This is a genomic window from Streptomyces sp. NPDC048290 (assembly GCF_040652095.1).
In the GTDB taxonomy this organism is placed as follows: domain Bacteria; phylum Actinomycetota; class Actinomycetes; order Streptomycetales; family Streptomycetaceae; genus Streptomyces.
Map to the genome: position 1 here is coordinate 1 of NZ_JBEZLM010000011.1, position 25,172 is coordinate 25,172.

Consider the following 25,172-nt stretch of genomic DNA (forward strand, 5'->3'; position numbering starts at 1 on the left):
ATTTCTTCGCCCCGCGCCGCCCCTTGCCCCCCCCTTCCCGGCCCTTGCCCCCGTGGGGGCGGCCCGCCGGGGGGGGGGGGCGGGCCCCTCCCACTGTCAACCGTGTTCCGCTCAGCCGCCGTTGGGAACGTCCCCGGACATGCCGAGCCGCTGTGACAACGACCGTGCGGTCTCCAGCAGTTGCTGCGCCATCGGTGAGGCCACGTCGTCGGGGACGGTCGCCGTGGTCCCCACGATCGCCAGCGTGCCGCTGATCTTGTCGCCCTCGAAGATGGGCGCCGCGATCGTGCGTACCCCGTTGACCGTGGGGGAGTTGACCGACAGACCGTGCTCCCGGATCGCCTCCAGCTCCTCGGTCAGCCCGGCCGTGCGGCGGGCCGCGCGGGGCAGCGAGGGCACCTGCTCGGGCGGCAGGAACGCCAGGAAGACCCGGCCCTGCGCGGAGTCGGTGAGCGTGAGCCGCGAGCCCACCCGGACGCTGATGCGCACCATGTGCACGGTGTTGTCCACCGAGCGCACCACGGTCGCCGACTCGCCGTCCCACACGGACAGCACGATCGTCTCGTCGACGCGCCGGACCAGGTCCTCCATATAGGGCTCGGCGGCGGCCACGATCGGCAGCCCGGCACGGGCCGCGGAGGCGAGGGTGAGCACCTGGGGGCCCAGTGAGTACAGCGAGGTGCGTTCGTCGTAGCGCAGCAGGTTCGCCGCCCGCAGGGCCTTGGTGTAGCGGTGCGCGGTCGCCTTGCTCGCCCCGAGACGCTCGGTGATCTCATTGAGGCTCATGTGCGGTTTGCCGACCGTGAACGAACCGAGGATCAACGCCGCTCGCTGCACCGTCTGGATGGTCGGCGCGGTCCTGTCCGGGCCGTCCTGCTCCCCGGTGCCGCGCTGCGCCTTCGTGGGCATGTATCTATCGCTCCCAACCGTATGTGACCGGTCATAAGACATGAAATGAAACGGCGTATTGAATTGAGGTGTGGCAAGGGGGAGTGTAACGGCGGGCGCAGGCTTGCGAGCCCTTGTCTGCCTTGTCTCCCCTGCCCCGGGGGCCCTGTCTGCCCTGGCCCGGGGCCGGGCCGGACCACGTGGCCCGGCCCGGCCTCACACATGTCGGACCAGCCGGCGGACCACCCGCCGGACCAGGCGTCGGACCGCGTGACGGATCACGCGTCCGAGGAGTGCCCGGGGGTGAGCGAGCGGGCCGGGTCCAGCAGCGCGGCGATGTGGTTGACGGCGAGCGCCGCCTCGCCGAAGCCGATGGAGATCAGACTGACCTTGCCGTCGTGGTCGGCGATGTCACCGGCCGCGTACACCCGCCCCCGGCTGCTGCGCAGGGTGCGGTCGACCAGGATGCGCCGGCGGCGCAGCTCCAGTCCCCAGCGCTCGATCGGGCCCAGGTCCGCGATGAAGCCGAGCGCGGCGACCACACACTGCGCGGGCAGGGTGATCCGGTCGCCGTCGGCCGACGCGACCACCACCTCCGACACCGCGGTGTCGCCGTGCACCTTCTCCACCTCGTAGGGGGTGAGGACCCGTACCGAGCAGGACTGGACCTGTTCCACGGAGCGTTCATGGGCCCGGAAGCGGGTGCGCCGGTGCACCAGGGTGACCGAGGCGGCGAGCGGCTCCAGGGTGAGCGCCCAGTCCAGCGCCGAGTCGCCGCCGCCGACCACCACCACGTCCTGACCTGCCAGTTCGGCGGGGCGTGGGACGAAGTAGCGCAGTCCGCGGTCGAGGTACTCGGAGCCCACCGGCAGTTCGCGCGGGACGAAGTTGCCGATGCCGCCGCAGACCAGTACCGCGCCCGCGGTGATCCGGGCGCCCCGGTCGGTGGTGGCGAGGACGCCGCCGTCGATGTCCTCGAGGTCGGTGACTCCATGGCCGAGCAGATACACCGGGTCCCAGCGTCCGGCCTGCTCGATGAGCCGGTCCACCAGGTCCTGGCCGCGTACGGCGGGGAAGCCGGCCACGTCGTAGATCAGCTTCTCCGGGTACAGCGCGGCGATCTGGCCGCCCGCCTCGGGCAGCGCGTCCGCGATGGCCACACTCATCCCGCGGAACCCGGCGTAGTACGCCCCGTACAGGCCGGTGGGACCGGCGCCGATGACGAGCAGGTCGACGGTCAGCTCCGGGCCGACGGGGGTCGCGGAGCCGGTCATGCGCCGACCTCCGGGTGGTCCTGGCCGGTCCGGCCGACCTTGCGGGCTCCGCCGGGCGAGCCCAGCGGCTGTTCGCCGAGGGTGAAGAACTCGGCGTTGATGCGCTCGTACGGCTTGCGGTCGTCCGGCAGATCCTCGTGGTGGAAGATCGAGATCTGCGGGCAGACGGGTTCGCAGCGTCCGCACTCCACGCATTCGTCGGGCTGGATGTAGAGCATCCGGTCGCCCTCGTAGATGCAGTCGGCCGGGCACTCCTCCATGCACGACTTGTCCATGACGTCGACGCAGGCATCGGTGATGACGTATGGCACGAGCTTGTTGCCCTTCACACGGTCGCACAGTATGCGAGACGGTGTATTTCATTGTGGAATTGGATGATGACTCCGCCGGGAGGGGGTGTCAACCGTGCGACGGATGCTTGACACGGTCCAGTTGACTGAGGGACGCTACTGCGACATACGAGATGGCGTCTCACGGGACGTCACTCGGGTCGGGACTTGTGAGAGGCAAACGCCCCATGGGAAGCAACCCCCGGACCGTCCCAGCGCCGATGGTCGTCGAGGACTGGGACCGGCTCACCTTCCGGGTCAACCGCGAGGCGTACCGCAGCGCGGAGATCTTCGCCCGGGAACGCGGCTGGGTGTGGATGCACACCTGGCTGTATCTCGGGCACGAGACCGAGATCCCCCAGCCCAACGACTTCAAGGTCCGCACACTGGGCGGCCGGCCACTGATCTTCTGCCGGGACGGCGCCGGTGAGATCCACGCCTTCCTGAACTCGTGTCCGCACCGCGGCACGGTGCTGTGCCGGGAGAGCGAAGGGTCGGCCAAGCTCTTCCAGTGCTTCTATCACGCCTGGACATTCCGGAACAATGGGGAGGTCGCCGCCATCCCCGACGCCAGTGCCTATGAGTCCACCGACGCGTTCCGCGACTCCATGGCCCTGCGCTCGGTGCCCCGTCTGGAGACCCACGAGGGATTCGTCTTCGTCTCCTTCGACCCGGACGTCCCCCCGCTGCTCGACTACCTCGGCGACGCCGCCGACTACATGACGATGATCGAGCAGCAGCACACCGGCGGTATGACCACCCTGCCCGGCACCCAGCTCTACAGCGTGCGCGGCAACTGGAAGCTGGCCGTCGAGAACGCCATGGACGGCTACCACTTCGCCCCCACCCACAACACCTTCGTGGGCTATCTGCGCGAGAGCGGCTACGCCGTCACCGACGACAACCAGTACGCCTACAACCTCGGCAACGGCCATGGACTGCTCGTCCTGACCGGCCACGGCGGACGCATCAGCATGATCTGGGAGCCCCGCTTCGGCGAGGACGAACGGGTCCGCACCGAGGCCCACCGCGCCGAGATGACCGAACGCCTCGGCGAGCGGCGCGCCCACCATGTGGCGGACGAGAGCCATATCCTCTTCGTCTTCCCCAACCTGCTGCTCTTCGACATCGAGGGCCTGTCCATCCGCCAGCTCGAACCGGTGGCCCCCGACCAGACCGACGTCCGCGCCTGGCAGCTCGTCCCGCGCGAGGAGGACCCGGAGACCCGCGCCCTGCGCATGAAGACCGTGGTCAGCTTCGTCGGCCCCGGCGGTCTCGCCACCCCCGACGACATCGAGGCGTACGAGGCCGTCCAGCGCGGCATCCAGGCCACCGCGGACAGCGCCAGCCCCGCCACCGACTACAGCGACATGTCCCGCGGCATGGCCGACGAGGTCAAGGGCGTCCAGGGCCGGTCCACCGACGAGGGCGCCATGCGCGGCTTCTGGCGGCACTGGGTCGACGCCGTCGGCGTCGACGGCGGACTCGAAGTGCAGGGCGACCGTCCGGCGTCGTTCCTCTCCGGAAGGGACGTGCGATGACCACCACCGTGGGCCGCTCCACCGTGCACTGCGCGGGCCGCACCGTCACCCGCCCCGAGGTCGAGGACTTCCTCTACACCGAGGCCGACATCCTCGACCACTGGGACTACGACGCCTGGCTCGCCCTGTTCGAGCCCGGCGCCCGCTACGAGATCCCCACCACCGACTACCGCCCCGGCTGGTCCCCGCACGACACCGGGTCCTTCGTCGACGACGACTGGGGCCTGCTGACCGCCCGCGTCAAGCGCCTGAAGTCACGCAAGGCCCACGCCGAGAACCCGCACTCCCGCACCCACCGGCTGATCTCCAACGTACGGCTCTTCGAGCCCGCCGAGGACGCGGAGAACTGCTTCCGGGCCGCCGCCGCCTTCGTGGTGCACCGCGCCCGCGACGGCCACTTCGACGCCTATGTCGGCTGGTACGACCATCTCCTGGTCCCCACCGACGACGGCTTCCGCTTCCGGCTGCGCCGCTCGGTCCTCGGTCATGAGCGCCTCACCGCGGGCGCCCGGCTCAGCTTCATCCTCTAGCGGCGACGGAAGGCGACCCATGATCCGGCACACCCTCTCCTTCCGGTTCTCCGACGGAACCGACCCGGCCGAACGTGACTCCGTCCTGGCCGAGCTGCGCTCCTTCCCGGACCGCTACCCGGCCATGCGGGGCTTCGTCCTCGGCGAGAACATCAGCACCCGCGACCGGACCTTCACCCACACCATGGCCGTCGACTTCGACAGCCAGGAGGACCTGCTCGCCTATCTGGGCAGCGACTCGCACGAACACTTCGTGCACACCCGCTGGCGCCCGGTCATCGACCGGCAGGCCATCACCTCGTTCGCGTACACCGAGCGCACCGCGCCCGGCGCAGGAAGGACAGCCCCGGTGAGCACCCGCCCCCGCGGCCCGTACGGCATGGAGTACGCCCGCATCGAAGTACCCGACATGCAGGCCACCATCGACTTCCTCGAATACCACGTCGGGCTCCAGCTGGAGCAGCGCACCGACGACTACGCCTATCTGCGCGCCGACATCGAGCACCACTCCATCGAGCTGATCAGCGCGCCCGAGCGCACCGACGGCTGGACCACGGCGGTCGGCTACAGCGTGGAGAGCCAGGACGTCCTGGAGCGGCTGCGCAAGTCCGTCGCCGACGCCGGCCTCGAGGTCCTGGAACTCCAGGAGCGCCAGCGGGCCCTGTGCGACGACGGCTTCGCGGTGAAGGACCCCAACGGCCTGATCATCGAGCTGTTCACCGAGTTCCAGGAGTACGCCGAACCCCCGCACCTGGAGATCCGGCCGCTGGACCTGGTGCATCCCTTCATCGCCACCGCCAAGTACGAGGAGACCCTGGACTTCTACCAGAACGTCCTGAATTTCCTCCCCTCGGACTATGTCGTCGGCTCCACCACGTTCTTCCGCTGCGAGGACCGCTACCACCACAGCCTCGCCGTGCAGAACAACACGGAGCACTATGTCGCCCATCTGTGCTTCGCGATGAAGAGCCTCGACCATGTCATGCGGATGCGGGCCCGCGCGCTCTACAAGGGCGCCCCGATCGCCTCCGACATCGTCAACCACTCGGCGTCCACGTCGATCGCGTTCTACATGCACGACACCCGCTTCGGCCCGCGCTACGAACTGTGCGACGCGCACCGGGTGTTCACCCCGGAGGAGCACGAGACCCACCGCCCCCGCCGGATGCCCGCCGACCCGCGCAACATCGACGTATGGCGACCGGCCGCCGACGACTGGGGACGTTTTTGAGACAGCACCTGCTCGACACCCTGCACCAGTTGGACCGCGTGGCCGCGCCGCGCGGCAAGGAGCGGGTGGCGGCCCACCGGCTGCGCGCCTGGTGCGCCGACCGCTGGCCGCACATCGACTGGCAGGTGCTGGAGCACGGCCCCGAGGGCGGCAGCCTGATCGCCACCCACGGGGCCGGACCCCTGCTCTACTCCCATCTCGACACCTCGCTCGACCCCGGTGACCCCGCCAACGCCCAGGTCACCGGCAGTACCGCCCCTGTCGCCCCGCTGGACGCCGACGGCGACGACATCACCGGCTTCGGCCTCGGGGTCGCCCGAGGACCGGCCGCCGCCGCGCTGGTCGCGTTCGCCGGGGCGGCCTCGGGACGGCTGCTGCTCGCCGGGTCGGGCACCCATCGCCGCGACAGCGCGGTCACCGGCGTGGAGGCGTACCTCGACGCCCACCCACCGCCCCGGTCCGCCCTCGTCGCCAAGTCCGGCCCGCCCACGCTGCTGTGGCACGAGCCGGGCGCGCTCTATCTCACCGTCCGGGTCACCGGCCGCTCCGGCGCCGCGATGGCCCCCGCCTCCGCCACCCCGCCCGGCGGAGTGCTCGCCCACGCCGGGACCGTCCTCGACGAACTCGACCGCTGGCGCACCGCCTATCTCGCCGCCGACCCCCGCGAGGGACAGACCGGCCGGGCCTGCGGCATCGGCGCGATCGGCGGCGGCCGGCCCGACAAGCCCGACCTGCTGCCCGCCGCCCTCCGGATCGACCTGTACGTCGTCGCCGGTGACCCGGTGGAACCGGCCGTGCTGGCGTCCGGGCTCGCCGACCGGCTGCGCACCCGCTGCGCGGACACCCCGCTGCGGGACTGCGCGATCGACGTACGGGCCGAGCCGGTCGCCGCCGCCGCGGCCACCCCCGCCGACGCCCCCGTGGTGACGGCGGCCCGTGCCGCCTGGCAGGACGAGTTCGGCGCCCCGCCACCGCCCCTCACCGGCTGGACCGGCTCCACCGACGGGGTCGTACTGCGCGCCCGCGGCGTGGACACCGTACGGCTCGGGCCGCAGCCGCGTCCGGCGGACGGCGACCCGCGCCGGGACACACTGTCGCTGGCGCGGCTGGCGGCGTACGCGCGGATCTACCGGCGGTTGCTGGACGAGGTGCCCTGACCGGCGGCCACGGCCATGTGAAGAGGGACGCTCCCGGGGGAGCGTCCCTCTTCTGTCGCTACGAAGGATCACCGGGCGGGTGACGGATCACCCGCCCGGTCCGGCACAGGTCACGCGCCCCAGTCGTCGTTCACGGTCACCGCGTCGGCGATCCGGAACCGGCCGCCCGGCAGCGGGGGAGTGGCGGGCTCACCCATCACCACGACATGCTTGCCGAACTTGGGCGCCAGCGGACGGCCCACGTCCCGCTTGAGCCACAGCCGCAGCAGATGACGGCGGCGATCCGGCTCCGGGTGGTCGACATAGCTGGTGCGCGAGTGCAGCGCCGCGTAGTTGAGCAGCCACTGCACATCGCCCGGCTGGAAGTCCATGTCGATCGGCAGCCCCGACTCCTGCGATATCTCGTCGAACAGGGCGATGGCCTCGGACTGGTCGGCCGTGAGCGCCGGGACACCCGGGTACTCCTGCGCGCTGAAGATCATCGAACTGCCCGCGTAGGTGCTGAAGATCCCGTCGACATAGCTGATGATCGGCGAGGTGTAGGTGAGTTCGGGGGAGTCGGGGTCCTGACGGCGCCAGTCCCAGTGGTAGGTGTCGAACAGCCGGGGTGCGAGGTCCGGGCGGCGGCGCAGCATCTCGTTGTAGATGGTGGTGCCGCTGACCAGGCTGGACGCCCCGCCCTCCTTGGCGCCGCGCAGACACATCAGGGCGACGACGTCGGAGCTGTCGGAGTGGAACGGCAGCCGGTCGCGGATACGGGAGGGCAGCGCGCCCTCGTCGGCCATCGTCTTGTTGGAGGTGGCGATGACATGGTCCAGCAGATCGCCGCGCTGGTTCTGCCCGATCGGCTGGCCGAGGTGCAGCCCCATGATGAAGAAGATCGCGGCGGCCATGGTGGGCCCGTAGTCGTCGGTGCGCAGTCCGCGCACCAGGATGAAGCCCCGGCCGGAGTCCATCTGGCGGGCGCTCTCGTCATTGAGGCCACGGGCGGCGTCGAGCGGGTAGTCGGCGGCGGTGACGGTCCGCAGATCCGGGTCGTCGGCGACGAAGCGGCGGCCCAGCTCCTCCAGTTCGGTGCGCTCGGCGTCGCTGAGGACGTAGATCCAGTCGGTCGACGTCATCAGGTCGTCGCCGCGCCAGGCGGACGGCCCGGGGATCTGCTGGTCGGGGGTGGTGGTCATGGTGGTGCACTCCTCGCGGAATCGGGGTGGAGCGGCCTGCCGACGACAAGGCGACGGACGGCCGGGGCGCAGGGCTGCGGCGGTCGGGCGTCGCGCGGGGGCGACGCGGAACCTCAGAACGGGGTCCGTCCGAGGCTGCGGAGCCTCAGAAGGGGGTCTGAGGGACACCGACGGCCGTGCCGGGGCGCAGTCCTTCCCGGGGCGGGGAGTATCGGAGCGGTTCGTCGTAGGTCCGGCGGCCGGCGCACGACACGAGCAAGGCGCCGATCAGGGCGACTGGCTTCATGCGGGTCCCGTCCTTTCCGTCCTCTCCAGAAGTGGCTCCACGATAGGAGCGGTCCGAAGCACTAGTCAATGGACGAGACGGCATCTTGTATTGCAGTGCATGGGGTCGGTGGGGCCCGGACAGCGGCCCGCCACCACGAGTACGGTGTCCGCACCCGGGCCCTGACAGCAGGGCCCGGCGTTCCCGCGCCACCGCCGCACCAGTGCGCGGACCCGCCCTCACGACGGATCGGAACCACTGACGTGAAGACCAGCACCGTCCTCGAACGCGCCGACGTCGACCGCATCGTGGCGGCGGCCCAGGCCGAGGCCCAGCGCCACGACTGGGCCGTCACCATCGCCGTCGTCGACCCCGGTGGCCACCCCTGGACCGTCCACCGGCTGGACGGGGCCGCCCCCCTCAGCGCGCACATAGCCCCATCCAAGGCCCGCACCGCCGCACTGGCCCGCCGGGAGACCAAGGCCCTGGAGGACCAGATCAACCAGGGCCGCACCGCCTATGTGACGGCCCCCGCGATCGACGGGGTGCTCGAAGGCGGGGTGCCCATCCTCAAGGACGGCCAGTGCGTCGGCGCGGTCGGCGTCAGCGGGGCGCTGCCCGCGCAGGACGTGCAGATCGCCCGCGCGGGGATAGCGGCGCTCGGGTTGTAGGGGGGGCGGGGGCGGGGCGCGGGAGGTGTCAGGGCGGGGGCGTGAGGCGCGGCTCGACCCCGCCGTGCCGACGTCGGCAAGGCTGCCTCCCGCATCGACTCACCCCCACAGCGCCCTCGCCAGCACCGCCCCCACGAACGCCGCGCCGACCCCCGCCACCACACTGGCCAGCACATTGGCGGCGGCGAAGAACCGCGCCCCCGCCTCCGCGAGCCGCATGGTCTCGTACGAGAACGTCGAGTACGTGGTCAGCGCACCGCACAGGCCGGTGCCCACCAGCAGTTGTACGGAGCCGGACGCCGCCCCGTGGGTGACGGCACCGGTCAGCAGGCCCAGCACCAGACACCCGGCCACGTTCACGGTGAACGTGCCCCACGGGAAGAGCGTGTCGTGCCGCCGCTGCACCGCCACATCGGTCAGATAGCGCAGCGGCGCGCCGACCACGGCCCCGGCGATCACCAGCAGCCAGTTCACTCGGCGCGCTCCTCGCCCCGCCCGGCGTAGTGGACGACCTCGCAGGCGTCCAGGGTCACCAGTCCCCCAGTGATCAGCCCGTCCAACTGGGGCAGGAACGCCCGGATACGGGCCTCGTCGTCCACGACGACCACCGCGACGGGCAGATCCTGACTCAGTGACAGCAGCCGGGCCGTGTGGATCAGCGACGACGCGCCGAACCCCTCGATGCCACGGAACACCGACGCCCCGGCGAGCCCGGCGCGGTGCGCCCGGTGCACGATCTCGGTGTACAGCGGCCGGTGATGATACACATCGCTCTCGCCGACGAAGACGGTCAGCCGCAGCGCGCGTCCGGTCAGTCGGGTCATCCTCGCCTCCACGCCACGATCCGGCGGGTCGCCCACGCCGTGCTCCACACCGCTGTCAGCGCCGCCATCAGGGTCAGCGCCAGATAGCCGAGACCCGGTCCCGGCCGTCCCGCGTCGAGCAGCCGCTGGATGTCGACCGCGTAGGTGGAGAACGTGGTGAACCCGCCCAGCACCCCGGTGCCGACGAACGGCCGGACCAGCCGGTGCGCGGCCCACACCTCGCCGATCAGCACCATGAACACCCCGATCGCCGCACACCCGAGCGTGTTGACCCCGAGGGTCGTCCACGGGAAGCCGTCGGCCGCCGTCGGCCACAGCAGGGCCGCCCCGTACCGGGCCGAGGCGCCCAGCGCGCCGCCCAGCGCGACCATGGCCACCACGGGACCCTCCGCGCGCCACCGGCCGGGCCGCCGCCTCGGCGGCAGCGGGGCGACGTCCGGATCGATCGGCTCGCAGGCCGCCGGGGACGGCAAGGGCCGCGCGGGTCCCACCGGTTCCGCGTCTCCTGCTTCCCGGGCAGCCACGGTCCCAGGGTGCCCGTCATCGTCCGCCGGGACCACCGGGCCCGGCCCCGGCGCGGTCACCGGGGACCGGCCTCTCGGTGGCCCGGTCCGGTCCGGGATGTGCCGTCGTCACGCATCCACGGATCATGGCAGGCGCCCCGGGCGGAGGCACTCGACGGCCCCCGCGACGGAGGTGCTCCTCGTGCGGCCATTCCGCGCAAGGTGTCCACCAGCCATTCCCGAGCTGTACAAGATGTACACGTCCACCGCGAACCTGCTGGGCAGATTGAGCAGGATGCCCAGCAATCGCGGTAACTCTTGCACAGGTCCCGGTCAGCGGCTGTGCTGGTGGCAGTGCGGGACGGCGGCGCGGAAGCGGCGTACGCCTCCGTGCCCGCCTGTGCCACCGGCGCGACGACCGGGTCGCGTTGCCACCGAAGGGACGACACATGAGCATCGACCAGATCCTCACCAGTCAGGAGCGGCTCGCCGAACTGGACCTCCCCCAGCTCCAGCAGCTCGTCGGCCTGGTGGAGTACGACGCCAAGGGCGACCCCTTCCCGGTGACCGGCTGGGAGGCGGTGGTCTGGAACGTCGGCAACGCCACCCAGACGGCGCACTTCTACCAGTCCGCGTTCGGCATGGAACTGATCGCCTACTCGGGCCCCGAGACCGGCAACCGCGACCACCAGTCGTACGTGCTGCGCAGCGGTGCCATCCGGTTCGTGTTCAAGGGCGCGGTCGACCCCGAGAGCCCGCTCGCGGACGCCCACCGCAAGCATGGCGACGGGGTCATCGACATCGCGCTGGAGGTGCCGGACGTCGACAAGTGCATCACCCACGCCCGCGCCCAGGGCGCGACGGTCCTGGAGGAGCCGTACGACATCACCGACGAGCACGGCACGGTCCGCGTGGGCGCCATCGCGGCCTACGGCGACACCCGGCACACCCTGATCGACCGCTCCGGCTACGACGGCCCCTACCTGCCCGGCTATGTCGCGCGCACGTCGTCCTTCGTCCGGCGCGAGGGCCGCCCCCGCCGGATCTTCCAGGCCCTCGACCATGTGGTCGGCAATGTCGAGCTGGGCAAGATGGACGAGTGGGTCGACTTCTACAACCGGGTCATGAACTTCACCAACATGGCGGAGTTCGTCGGCGACGACATCGCCACCGAGTACTCGGCGCTGATGTCCAAGGTCGTCGCCAATGGCAACCACCGGGTCAAGTTCCCGCTGAACGAGCCGGCGCTCGGCAAGAAGAAGTCCCAGATCGACGAGTTCCTGGAGTTCTACCAGGGCCCTGGCGCCCAGCACCTGGCGCTGGCCACCAATGACATCCTCGCCTCCGTCGACGCGCTGCGCGCCGAGGGCATCCAGTTCCTGGCCACCCCGGACTCCTACTACGAGGACCCCGAGCTGCGCGCCCGGATCGGCGAGGTGCGGGTGCCGGTGGAGGAGCTCCAGAAGCGCGGCATCCTGGTGGACCGCGACGAGGACGGCTATCTGCTCCAGATCTTCACCAAGCCGCTCGGCGACCGTCCCACCGTGTTCTTCGAGCTGATCGAGCGTCATGGCTCGCTCGGCTTCGGCAAGGGCAACTTCCAGGCCCTGTTCGAGGCGATCGAGCGCGAGCAGGAGAAGCGCGGCAACTTCTGAGCGGCTCGTTCCGCCCAGAGGCACCTCCCTGCCCCAGAGGCACCTCCCCGCCCCAGAGGCACCTCTCCGCTCAGAGGTACCTCCCCGCTCCCCGCCCAACGCTCCCCGCTCCCCCCCCCCCGGGCCCGCCCACCCCTACACCCCGAAAGTCACCCACCATGACTTGGCTGGACCTGCCCCCCGACGACGTCTTCGGCCTGGACAACCTGCCCTACGGGGTCTTCGCCCCGCCCGGTGCCCCTCCCCGTGTCGGGGTGCGGGTGGGGGACCGGGTGCTGGATCTCGCCGCCGCCCTCGGCGACCCGGTGTTCGCCGAGCCCGCCCTGAACCCGTTCCTGGGGCAGGGCCGGGACACCTGGTCGGCGGTGCGCGCCCGGGTCCGCGAGACCCTCACCGACGACCGCCGCCGCAGCGCCGCCGAAGCCGCCCTGTACCCGCTCGACCAGGTCGCGCTGCGGCTGCCGTACGAGATCGGGGACTACGTCGACTTCTACGCCAGCGAGCACCACGCGGGCAATCTCGGGCGGCTCTTCCGGCCGGGTGGTGATCCGCTGCCGCCCAACTGGAAGCATCTGCCGATCGGTTACCACGGCAGGTCCGGCACGGTCGTGGTGTCGGGCACCCCGGTGGTGCGGCCGGTGGGGCAGCGCAGGCCGCCGGGGAGCGAGGCGCCGTTCTTCGGGCCGTCGCAGCGGCTGGACATCGAGGCCGAGATCGGGTTCGTCGTCGGCACCGGCTCACCGCTCGGCGCGCGGGTCCCGGTCAGCGCCTTCCGTGACCATGTGTTCGGGGTGTGCCTGGTCAACGACTGGTCGGCGCGCGACCTCCAGGCATGGGAGTACGTGCCGCTCGGACCGTTCCTCGGGAAGTCGTTCGCGACCTCCGTCTCCCCGTGGGTCGTCCCGCTGGAGGCGCTGGACGCGGCCTGGACCGCGCCGCCCGCGCGCGACCCGGAGCCGCTGCCGTATCTCACGGACACCGGCAAGGACGGCCTCGACCTGGCGCTGTCGGTGCGTCTCAACGGCCATGAGATCTCCGCGCCGCCGTTCGCCGCGATGTACTGGACCGGCGCCCAGATGCTCGCCCATATGACCGTGAACGGGGCCGCCGCCCGCACCGGCGACCTCTATGCCTCGGGCACGGTCAGCGGCCCCGGGGCGGGGCAGGAGGGCTCGCTCATCGAGATCACCCGGGGCGGCACCGAGCCGCTGACCCTGCCCGGCGGCGCCTCCCGCGCCTTCCTGGAGGACGGCGACGAGGTCACCGTCAGCGCCACGGCCCCCGGCCCGTCCGGAGCCCGGATCGGTCTCGGCGAGGTCACCGGCCGGGTCGCACCGGCCCGCCCGTTCACCCCCTGACGCCCGCCGACCCCCTAGCGGCGTCCAGCCACCCGGCCGGGCGCCGCTTCGGCGTGCCCGGCCCCGGCCCGGCGTGGAACCATGTGGCACACGGTGACTCCCGCTTATTGCGGGCGTGACTGAATACAATGTATACGTTAAGGATGCTGTCATCCGGTGGCTCTGCAGAGGAGCGTCCAGGAATCCATAATCAGGCCGAGGTCGCCTACCGGCGGCTGCGCGAGCGGCTGGTGGACGGTCACTACCGGCCCGGGGACCGGCTGACCGAACTGGGTCTGTGCAAGGACCTGGAGATGAGCCGTACCCCCGTGCGTGAGGCGCTGCGCCGGCTCCAGAGCGACGGACTGGTCTCCTCGACCGGCCGGGGCGTGGTGGTCAGCTCCCTCACCCCGCAGGAGATGCTGCACGCCATGCAGCTCCAGGGCGCCCTGGACGCGCTGGCCGCGAAGCTGGCGGCCACCGCGCAGCGCGACGGCCGGCTCTCCCCGGCCCAGCTCACCGAGCTGAAGTCGGCGGCGCACGCGGTCGAGGAGCGCGCCGAGGCGGGCGACCCCACCGGGGCCTGGCACGCCAATCTCGCCTTCCACATGCTGCTCGCCCGACTGGCCGGAAACCCCTTGCTCACCGACGCCCTGGACCGGATCTGGGCCCGGTTCGCCGTGGGCTCGCTGGCCAACATCAACCGCCGTACGGATCTCACGCCGCGCGACCATGACGCGATCCTCGGTGCCATCCTCGACGGCGACCCGGAGCGGGCCGAGGCGGCGGCGGCCGAACATGTGCACCAGGCCGTGGTGATGTACGGCCATGGGGACCGGGCCATGTGAGCCACCGTCGGCGCGACCTTCGAGGACGCGACATATGAGCAGAGGGGCGGCCCGGCCGCCCCTCTCGTCGTTCCCCGGCCGTCCGGGGTTCTCGCGTTCCCGGGCCGTCCGGAAATCCCCTCCCCGGCCGGTTCCGCACCCTGGACACCGGCCCGCAAGCCGCCCGTACTCAGGGGATTCATGGGATTACCGCGGAGTAGAGGAATTCCCTCCAGATCCTCTGCGCGATGTCTTGCCGACCCTTCATGTGCAATGTATACATTGCACATGAAGGCCAGGGGTCCGCAGCCTCAGCCGACTGGGACGCCACCCGCGTCCCCGGAGATCCCCACCGTGCCCAGGACAGGCCACCGGAGATCCCCGACCCCGACCGACGCGCCGCCACGCCGGACGTCGCCGCCCCAACCCCACCGGGGCTGAGCCGCTCACCACTGCACCAGACCGAGGGGCTGTCCCAGCACACCATCAGAACCTGTCACCGACTGAAGGTGGGTCTCATGCCAGGAATCGGCCGAGGCGGACGGCGTTACGCCGCCCTCAGCACCGCTGCTCTCCTGATGGCCACCGCCGCCGCGTGCGGCTCGGGCTCCGGCTCGACCAACGGCCCCATCACCATCGGCATCTCACTGCCGCTCTCCGGCCCCGTGGCCGACGCCTCCAAACCCGCCTACGAGGGCTACCGAGTCTGGGTCGAGCAGGTCAACGCCGACGGCGGACTGCTGGGCCGCCAGGTGGAGTTGAAGGTGCTGGACGACGGATTCGACCAGAACACCGTGGTCAGCAACTACAACCGGCTGATCAGCCAGGACCGGGTCGACCTGCTGCTCGGCACGTTCTCCTCCAAGCTCAACCTGCCCGCGTCCTCGGTCGCCGAGCGCAACAAGATGCTCTACGTCGAACCCTCCGGCGGCGCCTCCGAGATCTTCGAGCGGGGCTATGAGTACCTCTTCTTCGCCCAGCCCAGCACCTCCCTGGACCTGCCCGAGCAGTTCGTGAACTACATAGCGTCGCTGCCCGCCGCCGAGCGGCCCAAGACCGCCGCCTATCCCACCCAGGACGACCCGAACACCGATGTCACCATCGAGGAGTTCCGCGAGCGGCTGACCGAGCTGGGCGTCGAGTCCGTCTACGCCGAGAAGTACGCCCCGGAGACGGTCAACTTCGACCCCATCGCCAGCGCCATCGCCCGCGAGGAACCCGACCTCATCGTGCACGGCGCGGTCGCCGCCAACGACGGCGCCGGGCTCGTCAAGGCGCTCCAGAAGCAGGACTTCAGCCCCGACATGATGTTCCAGACCAACGCGCCCAGCCTCGTCGGCTCCTACCCGCAGGCCGTCGGCGCGGCCAACACCGAGGGCATCTTCACCACCACCGCGTGGAGCCCGGCCTCCACCTACCAGGGCAACGCCGAGTTCGTGAAGGCGTACACCGACTCCTACGGGTCCCCGCCCACCGACGACGCCGCCAACGCGTACACCGCCGGGCAGGTCCTGGAGGCGGCCGTGGAGAACGTCGGCAGCCTCGACCAGACCGCCCTCGCCGACTGGCTGCACGCCCACCCGGTCTCCACCATCGTGGGCAGCCTGCGCTGGGACGAACGCGGTGTCCCGGACGGCGACATGCTGCTCGCCCAGTGGCAGGAGGGCGAGTTGCAGTTCGTCCTCCCGGAGAGTCAGAAGACGGTGACCGAGGCGGTCAACCCCAAGCCGGGGTGGTCGTAGTGTCGACGTTCTTTCAAGCGCTCATCCTCGGGCTCTTGATCGGCGGGGTGTACTCGCTGGCCGCCTCCGGCATGAACCTGGTCTTCGGGGTCATGCGGGTGGTCAACATCGCCCAGGGCAGTATGCTCATCCTCAGCGCGTACCTCACCTACTCGCTGTGGGACGCCACCGGTATCGACCCGCTGCTGCTGACGGTGATCACCACCCCGTCGCTGCTGATCGTCGGCTGGGTCACCTACTACATCTTCATCGAGCGGTCCCGCACCACCGACCCCTCCATGGCCCTGGTCACCACCTTCGGCCTGGGCCTGGTCGTCAAGGGTGTCATCGCGCTGATCTGGGGCAATGCCCCACACTCGGTGACCCCCGGCTACGCCAACGAGTCGTTCAGCGTGCTCGGGATGCGGTTCCCGCAGGCCATGGTCTACTCCTGGCTGGTCGCCGCCGTCGTCCTGACGGGTCTGTACCTGCTGCTGCGCCGCACCTGGATGGGACGGTCCATCCAGGCCACCGCCGCCAGCTCCGAAGGGGCCCGGCTGATCGGTATCGAGGTCCGCAAGACCTGGGCCGCCGCCTACGCCATCGGCGTGGCGGCGGCCGGGGCGGGCGGCTCCCTGCTGAGCGTGCTCTACCCCTTCATGCCCAGCTCCGCCGACCACTGGATCGGACTCACCCTGTCGATCATCGTGCTGGGCGGGATGGGCAGTCTGCCCGGCAGCGTCCTCGGCGCCGTCGTCATCGCCGTCGCCGAGTCCCTCACCTCCACCTACGTCTCGCCCGACTGGGCCGTGGCGGTGCCCTACATCGCCATCATCGTCGTGCTCGTCGTCCGCCCGCAGGGCCTGCTCGGAACACGGCTGCGAGAGGACATGAGCCGCGCATGAACACCACCCGACTCAAGGCCGCGGGCATCGGCGCCGCCGCCGTCGCCCTCGCCCTCTTCCCCGTCGTGTCCGACAACGCCTACTGGCAGAACATGGCCATCATGGCGTTCCTGCTGGCCATCATGGCCTCCGGCTGGAACATCATCTCCGGCTACGCGGGCTACATCTCGCTCGGCCAGAGCGCGTTCCTCGGCCTCGGCGCCTACACCACCGCCCTGATCTCCATCCACACCGGAGTCAACCCACTGGTCGCCGCCCCGGTGGGCGGGGTGGTGGCGGCCCTGTCGGCCATGCTGCTGGGACTCGTCGGCCGGCGTACCCGAGGCGCCGCGTTCGTCATCATCAGCTTCGCGTTCCTGGAGTTCACGGCCCTGCTGACGGCCAACTGGTCGTCCCTGACCAACGGCAACCACGGACTCAACCTGCCGTTGCCCACCTGGGACCGCGCCTTCATGAACTGGCCGTTCTACTACTACCTGCTCATCCTGCTGGGCCTGACCGTCCTCGGCTCCTGGGCGATCCGCCGCTCCCGCTTCGGCATCGGTCTGATGGCCATCCGCGACGACGAGTCCAAGGCCGACGGCATCGGGGTGCGCACCGACCGGTACAAGATGTTCGCCTTCGCCGCGAGCGCCTTCCCCATCGGTGTCGCGGGCGGTGTCTACGCCTACTACATCGCCTTCCTCGAACCGGCGTCGATGTTCGACATCGTCATCGCCATGCAGATCGTGCTCGCCGCCCACCTCGGCGGCGTCGGCACCCTGTGGGGCCCGGTGCTGGGCGCCTTCCTGCTGGAGCCGCTCAACCAGTTCACCAACCAGAGCCTGTCCGGCCCCGACGCCGGTTCCTGGCGACTGATCATCTACGGGGCGCTGCTCGCCGCGATCGTGCTGTTCTTCCCGCGCGGAGTGCTCACCGAGGGCGTCGACTGGCTGGCCCGGCTGCGCCGTACCGGACCCAAGGCGCTCGCTGGGGCCCGGCTCGCCACCGCCCCCGCCGCGCTGCCGCCCACCGCGCTCACCCCGCGCACCGAGGCGCCCGACGACGGGCCACTGCTGAAGGTCGAGGGCCTGAGCAAGTCGTTCGGCGGGGTCACGGCGGTCGACGACTGCTCGTTCACCGTCCGGCGGGGCTCCATCACGGGCCTGATCGGGCCCAACGGCTCCGGCAAGACCACGGTGTTCAACCTGCTCGACGGCAGCCTCGCCGCCGACAGCGGCACCATCCACCTCGGCGGGACACGCCTGGACGGCACCCCCCGCTGGCTCCACGCCCACCACGGGCTCGCCCGCACCTTCCAGGCCACCCGGATCTTCCCGCACCTGACCGCGCTGGAGAACCTCGCCGTCCCCAGCCGCACCTTCTCCACCAGCCGCCTCGCCGACTCCGCGATCAGCGGCAGGACCGCCGCCCGCGCCCGGGAGTGGCTGGACTTCGTCGGCATGGGCGAGTACGCCGACCACCAGGCGGGCGACCTCTCCTTCGGCCAGCAGAAGCTGATCGAACTCGCCCAGGCCCTGATGCTGGAACCCGAGGTGCTGCTGCTCGACGAACCCGCGGCCGGGATCAACCCGACCCTCATCGAGCGCCTCGCCGACATCATCCGCAAGCTCAACGCCGCCGGCACCACCGTGCTGATCGTCGAGCACAACATGCCCCTGGTGCTGTCCCTCTGCGACCACATCCATGTCCTCGCCCAGGGCCATGTCATCGCCAGCGGCCCGCCCCGCCAGATCGAACAGGACCCGGCGGTGCTGGAGGCGTACCTCGGCGACCACACACCGGGCGCGGGCAGCCACGCCGCCACGGGAGTTGACGCATGATCACCTTGACCGGACTGGTCGCCGGATACGGCAAGGCCGGAGACATCCTGCGGGGCGTCGACCTCACCGCCCCCACCGCCGACATCACCTGCATCGTCGGCCCCAACGGAGCGGGCAAGTCCACCGTGCTCAAGGTGTGCAGCGGACTGCTCAACCCCCGCTCCGGACAGGTACGCATCGGCGACGACGACATCAGCCGCCGCAGCCCCGGCGACATCCTGCGCCGGGGCGTCGTCCAGGTCCCCCAGCACCATGGCCTGTTCCCCGGCATGACCGTCCGGGAGAACGTCATGCTGGGCGCCTACACCCGGCGCCGCGAGAAGGAACGCAACCGGACCCGCTACGAGGAGATCACCCGGATCTTCCCGCTGGTCGCCGAGCGCGCCGCGGACAAGGCCGCCTCCCTGTCCGGCGGCCAGCGCCGCACGGTCGAGTTCGCCCGCGCCCTGATGCTCAGCCCCCGGGTGGTCCTGCTGGACGAACCCACTCTGGGCCTCGACCCCAAGGCGTGCGCCGCGCTCGCCGACGCCATCCGGGCCCTGAAGGACTCCGGCGTCACCGTCCTGATGGTCGAGCAGAACGTACGGTTCGGACTCACCCTCGCCGAGCACGCCGTGGTGATGGAGAGCGGCCGGGTCCTGCACACCGGCGACGCCGACGCCCTGCTCGCCGACCCGGACATGGCCCAGCTGTTCTTCGGCGCCGCACCCCGGGGCGGCGAGCCGTCATGAGCCGGTCCGCCCGCGCCGGCCTGGCGGGCGGCGACCCGCCCACCCTCCCCGTCGCCCGGCATCTGCTCGCCGAACGGCTCGACGTCCCCCTGAGACTGCTGCCCGCCGCCCGCGCCCAGAGCGCCGCCCTCATCCGGCGCGGCGCCGCCGGACACGACCTGTCCCCACTGGCCCGCGCCTACGACCGTCACACCCCTCTCGGTGCCCCGCACTCACCCCCGGGGTGAACCCCGCACCACCACCACCCGAGGACGGCCCCATTCACGGGCCGCCCGCCGCCCCCTGCCGCCCCGACGGAGACCAGTCGCCGTGACCCACCGCCTGCTCACCCCCCTCCAGGACATCCCCGCCTCCGGCGCCCGCGCCGTCCACCGGCTGCGCGTCGGCGACCTCGACCTGCTCGCCGTCCCCCAGCTCGCCTACGACGTCCCCGGCACCCCCGCCCATATGAATGGCGGTGACAGCGACACCGAACTGCTGCTGCTGCGCCGCGACGGCGACCGCTTCACCCCCTGGGGCAGCCTGACCGCGCCCGGCGGCGAGGACGCCGAACCCTTCACCATCGGCGAGCGCACCTTCCTCGCCGTCGCCAGCATCCGCAGCGGCGCCGGCCCCTACGACTTCACGGTGCCCTCCGTCGTCCACGAGTGGACCGGCGACGGCTTCACCCCCTTCCAGGCGTTCGACGGCTTCGCCGCCAAGCAGTGGCGCCACTTCACCGTCGACGGCCGCCACTTCCTCGCCCTCGCCCAGGGCGTCGCCCTGCCCCACACCAAGGACCAGAACCGGCCCTCCGCCCTCTACACCTGGGACGGCACCCGCTTCGTCCACTTCCAGGACATCGACTCCCAGTGGGGCTACAACTGGCACGCCTTCACCGTCGACGGACAGCACTTCCTCGCCCACGCCGACCACATCGGCCCCAGCGTCCTGCACCGCTGGGACGGCACCCGCTTCACCCCGCACCAGGACCTCGTCCCGACCGGGGGCCGCGCCTTCACCACCTTCGACGCCCCCGACGGCGACCGCGGCCCGTACCTCGCCGTCGCCCGGATCGACGGCCCGTCCCAGCTCCTGCGCTGGGATAGGGCCACCGGCACCTTCACCGAGCACCAACTCCTCGACGGACCCGGCGGACGGGAACTCGCAGTCGTCCGCACCGGCCGCGGCCTCTATCTGATCCGGGTCAACTTCATCCACGGCACCCCGGCCGACCCCACCGCCGCGCTCGACTCCCAGATCTACCGCTGGGAGCACGGCCGGCTGGAACTCGCCGAGGAGTTCCCCACCACCGGCGGCACCGACCTGGAGGTCCTGGACAGCGCCGAGGGCCCGCTCATCGTCCAGAGCAACGCCCTCAGCGCCGACCTCAGATTTTCCGCCGCCGTACGCGTCTACCGCTTCACGGACTGATGCCGCGCCCCGCGTTCCCGGCGACCACCTGTCCCGGCGACCGCCGCGCGGTCAAGGAGAGATGAGATGTCCGACCACGAGAGCCCCGAGCTCGTCGACCTGTTCACGGCGTACACCGCCGGACCCGACTCCATAGGCGCCCATCTGCGGGCCAGCGCCGCCCGCGGGCGCTCCCACGACCCGCTGCTGGTGGTCACCGGAGCCGACATGGCGCTGTACCCGGGCGACGGAGTACCACCCACCGTGCTGCCCTACCGGCTGAGCAACCGGGGCTTCAAGGAACTGGCCGCCGTCTCCCACCTCGGCACCGCGCTGGCCTCCCTGGTCGAGCTGTACCGCACCGAACCCGACGGAGTGTGGCGTACGGACGCCGAGATGCTGCTGCGCCGCACCCGGCGGGCCCGCGCCGCCAACAGCCCCGCCCTGTGGCGCGACCGGATCGGCACGGTCGCGCTGCGCGGCCGGGAGGACTCCGTCGCGGTCATGGTCGACTACGCCTGCGCCATCACCGAGCGCTATCTGCGGCGCGCGCTCGCCGAACCGGCCCGGTATCTGCACCACGCCACCCTGCGCGAGACCTTCCTGGAGGACGGCCACCCCGAGGTGCCGGTGTCCTTCAACCGCATCATGGTCGCCACGTTCTTCCTGGTCGGCCTCGACACCTCGCACCGGCTGATCGGCTGGCTCGACGCACAGGGCGTCGACTGGGCCCGCGCCATGGTGGTGGTCGTCGGCCAGATCGGCCGCCCCACCGCCGGAGTCACCTGGCGCACCAACAGCGTCGCCGGGATGGTGCTCGCCGCCTCCCGCGGCAAACTCCCGCTCAGCCACCTCTACATCGCCCCGCACGCCGCCGGTTTCGCCACCCCCGTCGACGGCGACCTGGGCGAGGTGACGGCGGTGGAGGAACAACTGCGCCGGCTGTGGGCGGGAACCCGCGTCACCGTGGAACTCGGCGGTGCCATGTTCGAGGGCTACCCCGCCTTCGACCCCGGTGACGAGACCACCGGCCCGTACACCGTCACCGACGGCGGCGCCCTGGTCGGCGAGCAGCCCGCCATCCGCTCCACCGACGACTGGCTCTCCCTGGTGACCCGGCTGCGGCTGGTCATGGAGGACCCGCGCCAACTGCTCTCCGGCGCCGTCACCGACTACGCCGCCCAGCAGCTCATCGCCCAGGACAACGACCCGTCGGCCGTCGTCGTCCCCGGCCTCGACAACGAGCCCTATCCCGCCTTCGGCTCCGCCTCGGCGGCGGCCTGACCCGCAGGGAGACCCCACGATGACCCACCCCCCGCACAACGCGCTGCTGGCCCGGCTGCACCGGGGCGAACCCGCCCTGATGATGACCGTGCGCACCGCCCGCACCGCCGACACCCTCCAGATAGCGGCGTCCACCGGCCATCACGCGGTGATGCTGGACCTGGAGCACTCCGCCATGTCCACCGACACCGCCGCCCAACTGTGCGTCCTCGCCGGAACTCTGGGCCTGACCGCCCTGGTCCGGGTCCCGGAGCGGGAGTACGGCATGATCGGCCGCCTCCTGGACGGCGGCGCGCACGGGATCGTCGCCCCGCGTGTGGAGAGCGCCGAGGAGGCCCGGGGGATCGTCGGCGCCTGCCGCTTCCCGCCGCGCGGGCAGCGCTCCCAGACCAACATGGTGCCCCAGCTGGCCATGCGGCCCATCCCGGCGGCCACCATGAACCCCGCCGCCGACGCGGACACGGTCGTGCAGATCCTGCTGGAGACCCCGCGCGGCATCGCCGCCGCCGACGCCATCGCGGCACTCGACGGGGTCGACATGCTGGCCCTGGGCGCCAATGACTTCACCGCCGAACTGGGCGTCCCCGGCCAGTACGGCGACCCGCGCGTCCGGGACGCGGTGGCCCAGGTCGCCGACGCCTGCCGCCGCCACGGCAAGCTGATGGTCCTCGGCGGCATCGGCGACCGGAAGCTGATGGACGACCTGGTGCCGCTCGGGGTGTGCCCGCTGCGCATCACCGGCACCGACACGGCCCTGCTCCACGAGGCCGCGGACCTCCGCGCCCGCCAGGCCCTGGACGCCTTCACCGCCGCCCCTTCCTAGACACCGCCTCCAGGAAGCGAGACCGCCGCCATGCCCACCGACCTGCCCAAACCCACTCCCGTCCGCCCCGCCGACACCCTCACCCAGCCGGTGTTCGAGGTGCCCCCGGGTAGTTGCGACACCCACTTCCATGTCTTCGAGACCGGCTACCCGGTCGGCCCCAGCCCCCTCTACCAGTTCCCCGACGGCACCCTCAAGCAGTATCTGAGCGCCATGGAACGGCTCGGTATCACCCGCATGGTGCTGGTCCAGCCCACCTACTACGGCGACGACAACAGCCTGCTGGTCGACGTCCTCAAGGCGGCGGGCCCGCGCTGCCGGGGCGTGGTGCGGATCGACGACGACACCACCGACGCCGAACTCGACCAGTACCACGGCATCGGGGTGCGGGCGATCCGCCTCGACCTGTTCGCCCGCGCCTCCTGGCCGCTCGCCGACCTCATCGGCTACATCCGCGCGATGGCGGACCGGGCCCGGCCGCGCGGCTGGCACCTCCAGTTCTACACACCCGGCACCGTCGTACGGGACCTGCTGCCGTTCTTCGCCGACTTCGAGGACACCTATGTCATCGACCACTTGGGATATATGAAGGAGTCCGACGGACTGACCGAGGACGACTTCGCGCAGCTGGTCCGGGTCCTCGACCACGGAAGCTGCCACATCAAGCTGTCCGGTGCCTACCGGGTCGCCGGGAACAAGCCGCTCTCCTCCACCGTCCCGCTCGGCCGCGCCCTGGTCGCCGCCCGTCCCGACCGGCTGGTGTGGGGCTCGGACTGGCCCCATCTGACGGACGGCGGACGGGACACGGGGGCGTACCTCAATCTGCTCGCCGACTGGGCCCCCGACCCGGCCGACCGCCACCGCATCCTGGTCGAGACCCCGGAACGGCTCTTCTACGCCGACTGACAGCGGCCCCCTCCGCGTCCCAGGGCGTAACCATGCGGCGGTCACAGGCAAGTCAAAGCCGGATGGGGGAAGGTGAAGTCTCAGGCAACCGGGGGGGCAGAGGGAGGCAGGACATGACGGTGGTGGGCCCGCGGGTGCGCCGGGTGGCGCGTGGGGTGCGGCGGCGGATGCGGAGCTGGTCCGCTCCGCCGGTGCCCGAGTCGGCCCGCCGGCTGGTCCCGGACCCGGTGTTCGTGCTGTCCTCGGTGCGCTCCGGCTCCACCCTGCTGCGGGTGCTGCTCAACAGCCATCCGCAGATCCGCGCCCCGCACGAGATGCATCTGCGCACCCTGTCGATCGGCCTCACCAAGCCCTACACCGTCAAGGCGATGCAACAGCTCGACCTCGACGAACGGGAGCTGGAGTATCTGCTCTGGGACCGGATCATGCACCGGGAACTGCTGCGCAGCGGCAAGCGGGTCATCGTAGACAAGACCCCCGGCAACGCGGGGGTGTGGGAGCGGTTGCACGAGGGCTGGCCCGACGCCCGCTACATCTTTCTGCTGCGTCACCCGGCGTCCATGGTCAGCTCCCTGATCAACAACCGCCCCGACCGGGACCTGGACGCCACCGTCCGTGAGGTGCGCGGCTATGTCGAGGGCGTCGAGGCCGCGCGCGGCGCCCTGCCCGGCTTCACCGTCCGCTACGAGGAGCTGACCGAGCGGCCCGAACAGATCACCCAGGACATCTGCGCGTTCGTCGGCGTCCCCTGGACGGCCCGGATGCTCGACTACCGCAAGGGCGACCACGGCCCGTTCGTGCCGTTCATCGGTGACTGGAGCGACAACATCAAGTCGGGGAAGATCCAGCACGCCCGGCCGCTGCCGTCCGCCGAGGACGTGCCCGAGGCGCTGCGCGAGGTCAGCCGCGCCTGGGGATACCCGTGCTGACCGGGCCGGACGGCCCCGAGGGCCGATGTACCTGCCCGGGAGCCACGGTGTGGGTGACCGGACCCTCGTTCGCCGACCGCCGCGCCACCGCCTGCGCCCTCGCCGCCCGACTGACCGCCGACCGGCGCCGGGTGGAGATCGTCGACGGCACACCCGAGCGCACCGGACTGCTCGCCGAAGTGCTGGCCCGCAACGGCATCGTGGCCATCACACCGGGCACCGCCACCCGTCCGCCCGCCTCGGTCCTCGCCCGCCACGCGGCCAGCGGCACCCGCTGCATCGAGGTGCCCCTGCCGCCCGGTACGCACCCCGCCGACGCGGCGGCGACGGCGTACACCGTGCTGACCGGGCACACACCCGCGCCCCGACGGACCACGGCACCGGCACACTCGGGCGGGACGGGCTAGCTCCGCGAGGCGGGGGCGGGGGCTGGGGCGGGGGCTGG

The 25,172-nt window shown here is 71.3% G+C and carries 26 protein-coding genes; 19 read left to right on the forward strand and 7 right to left on the reverse strand.

The window, feature by feature from the left end; genetic code table 11:
• Positions 1-111: 111 nt before the first annotated feature.
• The 3 genes from AB0D49_RS20045 to fdxA form a co-directional block, all read right to left on the reverse strand.
• The gene (locus AB0D49_RS20045) at positions 112-909 is read right to left on the reverse strand and encodes an IclR family transcriptional regulator (RefSeq protein ID WP_362758922.1); all 798 of its coding nucleotides are present in this window, start codon (positions 907-909) and stop codon (positions 112-114) included.
• 257 nt (positions 910-1,166) lie between these two features.
• On the reverse strand, positions 1,167-2,162 hold the full coding sequence (locus AB0D49_RS20050; protein WP_362758924.1) for an NAD(P)/FAD-dependent oxidoreductase: 996 nt from the start codon (positions 2,160-2,162) through the stop codon (positions 1,167-1,169).
• Positions 2,159-2,473: a ferredoxin gene (gene fdxA / locus AB0D49_RS20055; protein WP_362759505.1), complete on the reverse strand. Its 315-nt coding sequence runs from the start codon at positions 2,471-2,473 to the stop codon at positions 2,159-2,161. The genes AB0D49_RS20050 and fdxA overlap by 4 nt, the downstream gene beginning before the upstream one ends.
• Before the next feature lie 206 nt (positions 2,474-2,679).
• Here fdxA and AB0D49_RS20060 point away from each other — a divergent pair, with 206 nt between their 5' ends.
• From AB0D49_RS20060 to AB0D49_RS20075, 4 genes are read left to right on the forward strand one after another with little or no spacing between them, the layout of a single operon-like run.
• The gene (locus AB0D49_RS20060; RefSeq protein WP_362758926.1) at positions 2,680-4,032 is read left to right on the forward strand and encodes an aromatic ring-hydroxylating dioxygenase subunit alpha; all 1,353 of its coding nucleotides are present in this window, start codon (positions 2,680-2,682) and stop codon (positions 4,030-4,032) included.
• The gene (locus AB0D49_RS20065) at positions 4,029-4,562 is read left to right on the forward strand and encodes an aromatic-ring-hydroxylating dioxygenase subunit beta (RefSeq protein WP_362758928.1); all 534 of its coding nucleotides are present in this window, start codon (positions 4,029-4,031) and stop codon (positions 4,560-4,562) included. Before AB0D49_RS20060 ends, AB0D49_RS20065 begins: the two co-directional genes overlap by 4 nt.
• 19 nt (positions 4,563-4,581) lie before the next feature.
• Positions 4,582-5,793: a Dabb family protein gene (locus tag AB0D49_RS20070; RefSeq protein WP_362758930.1), complete on the forward strand. Its 1,212-nt coding sequence runs from the start codon at positions 4,582-4,584 to the stop codon at positions 5,791-5,793.
• Positions 5,790-6,950 carry a hypothetical protein gene (locus AB0D49_RS20075; RefSeq protein ID WP_362758931.1) on the forward strand — a complete coding sequence of 387 codons (1,161 nt, stop codon included), beginning with the start codon at positions 5,790-5,792 and terminating at the stop codon, positions 6,948-6,950. The genes AB0D49_RS20070 and AB0D49_RS20075 overlap by 4 nt, the downstream gene beginning before the upstream one ends.
• Positions 6,951-7,060: 110 nt before the next feature.
• On the opposite strand, the gene AB0D49_RS20080 is transcribed toward AB0D49_RS20075, so the two are convergent.
• Positions 7,061-8,131, reverse strand: a complete 1,071-nt coding sequence (locus AB0D49_RS20080) for a TauD/TfdA family dioxygenase (protein WP_362758932.1) — start codon at positions 8,129-8,131, stop codon at positions 7,061-7,063.
• Positions 8,132-8,659: 528 nt separating this feature from the next.
• Between AB0D49_RS20080 and AB0D49_RS20085 the strand changes: the two genes are divergently transcribed.
• Positions 8,660-9,067 (forward strand): heme-binding protein, encoded by a 408-nt coding sequence (locus AB0D49_RS20085; RefSeq protein ID WP_362758934.1) that lies wholly within the window; start codon positions 8,660-8,662, stop codon positions 9,065-9,067.
• Positions 9,068-9,166: 99 nt separating this feature from the next.
• On the opposite strand, the gene crcB is transcribed toward AB0D49_RS20085, so the two are convergent.
• Genes crcB through AB0D49_RS20100 form a run of 3 tightly spaced genes read right to left on the reverse strand, consistent with a single transcriptional unit; the run spans position 9,167 to position 10,262 of the window.
• Positions 9,167-9,541, reverse strand: coding sequence for a fluoride efflux transporter CrcB (gene crcB, locus AB0D49_RS20090; RefSeq protein ID WP_362758936.1), 375 nt, complete (start codon positions 9,539-9,541; stop codon positions 9,167-9,169).
• Positions 9,538-9,891, reverse strand: a complete 354-nt coding sequence (locus AB0D49_RS20095) for a DUF190 domain-containing protein (RefSeq protein WP_362758938.1) — start codon at positions 9,889-9,891, stop codon at positions 9,538-9,540. Before AB0D49_RS20095 ends, crcB begins: the two co-directional genes overlap by 4 nt.
• Positions 9,888-10,262 (reverse strand): CrcB family protein, encoded by a 375-nt coding sequence (locus AB0D49_RS20100; RefSeq protein WP_362759507.1) that lies wholly within the window; start codon positions 10,260-10,262, stop codon positions 9,888-9,890. The genes AB0D49_RS20095 and AB0D49_RS20100 overlap by 4 nt, the downstream gene beginning before the upstream one ends.
• A 581-nt stretch (positions 10,263-10,843) precedes the next feature.
• Between AB0D49_RS20100 and hppD the strand changes: the two genes are divergently transcribed.
• The 14 genes from hppD to AB0D49_RS20170 all read left to right on the forward strand — a co-directional run bounded on the left by hppD (position 10,844) and on the right by AB0D49_RS20170 (position 25,134).
• The gene (hppD, locus tag AB0D49_RS20105) at positions 10,844-12,049 is read left to right on the forward strand and encodes a 4-hydroxyphenylpyruvate dioxygenase (protein WP_362758940.1); all 1,206 of its coding nucleotides are present in this window, start codon (positions 10,844-10,846) and stop codon (positions 12,047-12,049) included.
• Between the two features lie 158 nt (positions 12,050-12,207).
• Positions 12,208-13,407: a fumarylacetoacetase gene (fahA, locus tag AB0D49_RS20110; RefSeq protein ID WP_362758942.1), complete on the forward strand. Its 1,200-nt coding sequence runs from the start codon at positions 12,208-12,210 to the stop codon at positions 13,405-13,407.
• A 143-nt stretch (positions 13,408-13,550) separates the two neighbouring features.
• Positions 13,551-14,234 carry a GntR family transcriptional regulator gene (locus tag AB0D49_RS20115; RefSeq protein ID WP_362758944.1) on the forward strand — a complete coding sequence of 228 codons (684 nt, stop codon included), beginning with the start codon at positions 13,551-13,553 and terminating at the stop codon, positions 14,232-14,234.
• A gap of 497 nt (positions 14,235-14,731) precedes the next feature.
• A complete protein-coding gene (locus AB0D49_RS20120; protein ID WP_362758946.1) occupies positions 14,732-15,955 on the forward strand; it encodes an amino acid ABC transporter substrate-binding protein in 1,224 nt (407 codons plus the stop codon).
• Positions 15,955-16,839: a branched-chain amino acid ABC transporter permease gene (locus AB0D49_RS20125; protein WP_362758948.1), complete on the forward strand. Its 885-nt coding sequence runs from the start codon at positions 15,955-15,957 to the stop codon at positions 16,837-16,839. Before AB0D49_RS20120 ends, AB0D49_RS20125 begins: the two co-directional genes overlap by 1 nt.
• Positions 16,836-18,662, forward strand: a complete 1,827-nt coding sequence (locus AB0D49_RS20130) for a branched-chain amino acid ABC transporter ATP-binding protein/permease (RefSeq protein ID WP_362758950.1) — start codon at positions 16,836-16,838, stop codon at positions 18,660-18,662. Before AB0D49_RS20125 ends, AB0D49_RS20130 begins: the two co-directional genes overlap by 4 nt.
• Positions 18,659-19,393 (forward strand): ABC transporter ATP-binding protein, encoded by a 735-nt coding sequence (locus AB0D49_RS20135; protein ID WP_362758952.1) that lies wholly within the window; start codon positions 18,659-18,661, stop codon positions 19,391-19,393. The genes AB0D49_RS20130 and AB0D49_RS20135 overlap by 4 nt, the downstream gene beginning before the upstream one ends.
• A complete protein-coding gene (locus tag AB0D49_RS20140; protein ID WP_362758954.1) occupies positions 19,390-19,620 on the forward strand; it encodes a hypothetical protein in 231 nt (76 codons plus the stop codon). The genes AB0D49_RS20135 and AB0D49_RS20140 overlap by 4 nt, the downstream gene beginning before the upstream one ends.
• 82 nt (positions 19,621-19,702) lie before the next feature.
• Positions 19,703-20,806, forward strand: coding sequence for a hypothetical protein (locus AB0D49_RS20145; RefSeq protein ID WP_362758956.1), 1,104 nt, complete (start codon positions 19,703-19,705; stop codon positions 20,804-20,806).
• Positions 20,807-20,872: 66 nt separating this feature from the next.
• Positions 20,873-22,069, forward strand: coding sequence for a DUF5624 domain-containing protein (locus AB0D49_RS20150; RefSeq protein ID WP_362758958.1), 1,197 nt, complete (start codon positions 20,873-20,875; stop codon positions 22,067-22,069).
• 19 nt (positions 22,070-22,088) lie between these two features.
• Positions 22,089-22,892, forward strand: coding sequence for an aldolase/citrate lyase family protein (locus tag AB0D49_RS20155; RefSeq protein WP_362758960.1), 804 nt, complete (start codon positions 22,089-22,091; stop codon positions 22,890-22,892).
• Positions 22,893-22,922: 30 nt separating this feature from the next.
• The gene (locus tag AB0D49_RS20160; RefSeq protein WP_362758962.1) at positions 22,923-23,798 is read left to right on the forward strand and encodes an amidohydrolase family protein; all 876 of its coding nucleotides are present in this window, start codon (positions 22,923-22,925) and stop codon (positions 23,796-23,798) included.
• A 113-nt stretch (positions 23,799-23,911) separates the two neighbouring features.
• Positions 23,912-24,727, forward strand: coding sequence for a sulfotransferase (locus AB0D49_RS20165; protein WP_362758964.1), 816 nt, complete (start codon positions 23,912-23,914; stop codon positions 24,725-24,727).
• 47 nt (positions 24,728-24,774) lie between these two features.
• On the forward strand, positions 24,775-25,134 hold the full coding sequence (locus AB0D49_RS20170) for a hypothetical protein (RefSeq protein WP_362758966.1): 360 nt from the start codon (positions 24,775-24,777) through the stop codon (positions 25,132-25,134).
• The last annotated feature ends 38 nt before the right edge of the window (positions 25,135-25,172 follow it).

Bases quoted from the DNA above. Each gene is read 5' to 3' on its own strand.
- AB0D49_RS20065 (WP_362758928.1), top strand. From the start codon at position 4,029: ATGACCACCACCGTGGGCCGCTCCACCGTGCACTGCGCGGGCCGCACC.
- AB0D49_RS20120 (WP_362758946.1), top strand. From the start codon at position 14,732: ATGCCAGGAATCGGCCGAGGCGGACGGCGTTACGCCGCCCTCAGCACC.
- AB0D49_RS20135 (WP_362758952.1), top strand. From the start codon at position 18,659: ATGATCACCTTGACCGGACTGGTCGCCGGATACGGCAAGGCCGGAGAC.
- AB0D49_RS20095 (WP_362758938.1), bottom strand. From the start codon at position 9,891: ATGACCCGACTGACCGGACGCGCGCTGCGGCTGACCGTCTTCGTCGGC.
- AB0D49_RS20045 (WP_362758922.1), bottom strand. From the start codon at position 909: ATGCCCACGAAGGCGCAGCGCGGCACCGGGGAGCAGGACGGCCCGGAC.
- AB0D49_RS20150 (WP_362758958.1), top strand. From the start codon at position 20,873: ATGTCCGACCACGAGAGCCCCGAGCTCGTCGACCTGTTCACGGCGTAC.
- AB0D49_RS20140 (WP_362758954.1), top strand. From the start codon at position 19,390: ATGAGCCGGTCCGCCCGCGCCGGCCTGGCGGGCGGCGACCCGCCCACC.
- AB0D49_RS20100 (WP_362759507.1), bottom strand. From the start codon at position 10,262: ATGGTCGCGCTGGGCGGCGCGCTGGGCGCCTCGGCCCGGTACGGGGCG.
- fahA (WP_362758942.1), top strand. From the start codon at position 12,208: ATGACTTGGCTGGACCTGCCCCCCGACGACGTCTTCGGCCTGGACAAC.
- AB0D49_RS20155 (WP_362758960.1), top strand. From the start codon at position 22,089: ATGACCCACCCCCCGCACAACGCGCTGCTGGCCCGGCTGCACCGGGGC.
- AB0D49_RS20070 (WP_362758930.1), top strand. From the start codon at position 4,582: ATGATCCGGCACACCCTCTCCTTCCGGTTCTCCGACGGAACCGACCCG.
- AB0D49_RS20080 (WP_362758932.1), bottom strand. From the start codon at position 8,131: ATGACCACCACCCCCGACCAGCAGATCCCCGGGCCGTCCGCCTGGCGC.
- AB0D49_RS20160 (WP_362758962.1), top strand. From the start codon at position 22,923: ATGCCCACCGACCTGCCCAAACCCACTCCCGTCCGCCCCGCCGACACC.
- AB0D49_RS20060 (WP_362758926.1), top strand. From the start codon at position 2,680: ATGGGAAGCAACCCCCGGACCGTCCCAGCGCCGATGGTCGTCGAGGAC.
- AB0D49_RS20130 (WP_362758950.1), top strand. From the start codon at position 16,836: ATGAACACCACCCGACTCAAGGCCGCGGGCATCGGCGCCGCCGCCGTC.
- hppD (WP_362758940.1), top strand. From the start codon at position 10,844: ATGAGCATCGACCAGATCCTCACCAGTCAGGAGCGGCTCGCCGAACTG.
- AB0D49_RS20115 (WP_362758944.1), top strand. From the start codon at position 13,551: ATGCTGTCATCCGGTGGCTCTGCAGAGGAGCGTCCAGGAATCCATAAT.
- AB0D49_RS20165 (WP_362758964.1), top strand. From the start codon at position 23,912: ATGACGGTGGTGGGCCCGCGGGTGCGCCGGGTGGCGCGTGGGGTGCGG.
- AB0D49_RS20050 (WP_362758924.1), bottom strand. From the start codon at position 2,162: ATGACCGGCTCCGCGACCCCCGTCGGCCCGGAGCTGACCGTCGACCTG.